Raw genomic sequence first — 1,840 nt, 5'->3', positions numbered from 1 at the left:
GAAAGTAAAATGTTCAGGTCAGGATGCTAAACCACCCTACCATTAGATGGTAAATATGGGAGCAGGGGTGCTCTAAAAATTAACTTCCGTTTGCTACATTTTTATCTTGCCAAACACACACCGACACAGTGGTCTTAATTTCCTGACCCCAAACCAAAGACATAATGGCCTCTCGACACAAATTCTGGAGCGGAGAAAACAGGTTTATGAAGAAGCTAAGTTAAAGCATCCAGAAAGATGGTCAGGCCCAATCAGAGACTGGACATTAGAGGAAATTGTTTGGCTCAATCCTGATCGTACAGAAGAATCAGAATCGAAGGAAAAGGGTTCTGCTTAACGCAACATTAAACCTGGTAAGTAAAGACATAGGCGGTCTCCAGAGGGAGGGGAAAAATGATCCCTAAGCACCTTGTAGCCGCCGCTTGCGGTCGGAACGAAGTGGAGAGTCTTGATTCCATGTGCTAGACTGAATAAACCCGACCGTAGACCAATTATTCATTGGCGTATATCCGTCGGTCGGGTTACCCTATAATCAGCACATGGAGTCAAGACCGGCGGTCGGTTCAGTACTAAACTTTTTAAACACACTCGTGCGACAACTATCTTGACAAACACCGTTTTTTGCGTAAGTATTATTAAAGGCTCAACAATCAGCTAATATCTGACAGTTGAGCCTTTCTTCATGCAAAACTTCCGATTGCCCCCTTCAAGAACCGTCCCTTTGATTCTTAGACTCCAAATGCTGCAGCAGGTGGAAAGGGCGTTTCGCACAATAAAGAGGGCCCTGTATTTAAACCCCATCTACCACTGGAAGGGAGAACGGGCGCGTGGTCACATCTTTATTTGTTTTCTGGCCTTTGTGCTGCAGGTGAAGTTGGCCAAACGGCTAAAAGACAATAAACACTGCTTAAAAGACATAATGCAGGACCTGCGTTCTTTACATGCCGTTAAGCTTAACGTAGGAAGAGAACAGTTTATTATCCGTACGGAGCTTAAAGGCTATGCTTATGGCGTGCGTGTTCAAGGTGGTGGGCTGTCGACCGCCAAACAGGATAATGGAATACAATGCAACTGGTAATAAAAAGGAAATATAGTGGTGCGTTTATTTGGCATGCCCGGAATGTATTGATTTTACTAGATTCGTTTATCTCAGGGTGTCAAACTTGAGTTAAACAATCCTAGTTCCCATCGAACTGTGCAGACGTAGAAAAAATTCACATATCTGCAGATCCAGCTCGGTATCCACATCCAGTGAACGCTCAGGAGGCATCACAAAGGCAACCGTTTCCTCAGCAAGAAAAGTCCGTTTTTCCTGCAGCCAATCGCAGCAGGCCACATAAACAGCCCCGTTTAAAGCGTACACTGGCTGCAGTTCCTGGCGGCGGAACGGTACTTTATCCTTCGGCATAAATGGCTTTAAAAAACCATTTGGTAAAAGTTCATACATCCAGTAAGGATGATGCGCCGGTTCGGTTACCGAAACACAGGCACAGGCTCCTTGATTCATGCATAGAGCAATACACTCGTCAATATCCTTCGCCCGCCGCAAAGGAGAGGTGGGCTGCAACAGTACCACATAATCATACTTTTCCGGCAAAACTTGTAAAGCGTGCAGTACAGGTTCAATACCCGGCGTTTCATCTCTGGCTAATTGGGCAGGACGAATAAAGGGAACATCACAACCTAAACTCTTGGCTAAAGCAATAATCTCAGCATCCTCAGAAGAGAGAATTAAGCGATCAATATTGTCCACTTGCACATAAATACCTACATAATCATGTTGTTCCTTTTCATAATTAAACAGCCGGTATCTATTTATCCCCTCCAAGCAAAGTGCTAA

At 44.6% G+C, this 1,840-nt stretch carries 2 protein-coding genes; one reads left to right on the top strand and one right to left on the bottom strand.

Features of this window, described 5'->3' with window-relative positions; all coding sequences use genetic code 11:
* The first annotated feature begins 721 nt into the window (after positions 1-721).
* On the top strand, positions 722-1,078 hold the full coding sequence (locus BUB67_RS15890; RefSeq protein WP_073240324.1) for a hypothetical protein: 357 nt from the start codon (positions 722-724) through the stop codon (positions 1,076-1,078).
* A gap of 90 nt (positions 1,079-1,168) precedes the next feature.
* Here BUB67_RS15890 and BUB67_RS16505 read toward each other — a convergent pair.
* On the bottom strand, positions 1,169-1,840 hold a 672-nt coding region (locus BUB67_RS16505), incomplete at its 5' end, for an acylneuraminate cytidylyltransferase family protein (protein ID WP_073240323.1).

The organism is Desulforamulus putei DSM 12395, assembly GCF_900129195.1.
GTDB lineage: Bacteria > Bacillota > Desulfotomaculia > Desulfotomaculales > Desulfotomaculaceae > Desulfotomaculum > Desulfotomaculum putei.
Note: the sequence above shows the minus strand (reverse complement) of the source record. Positions and strands in the feature narration are given on the sequence as shown.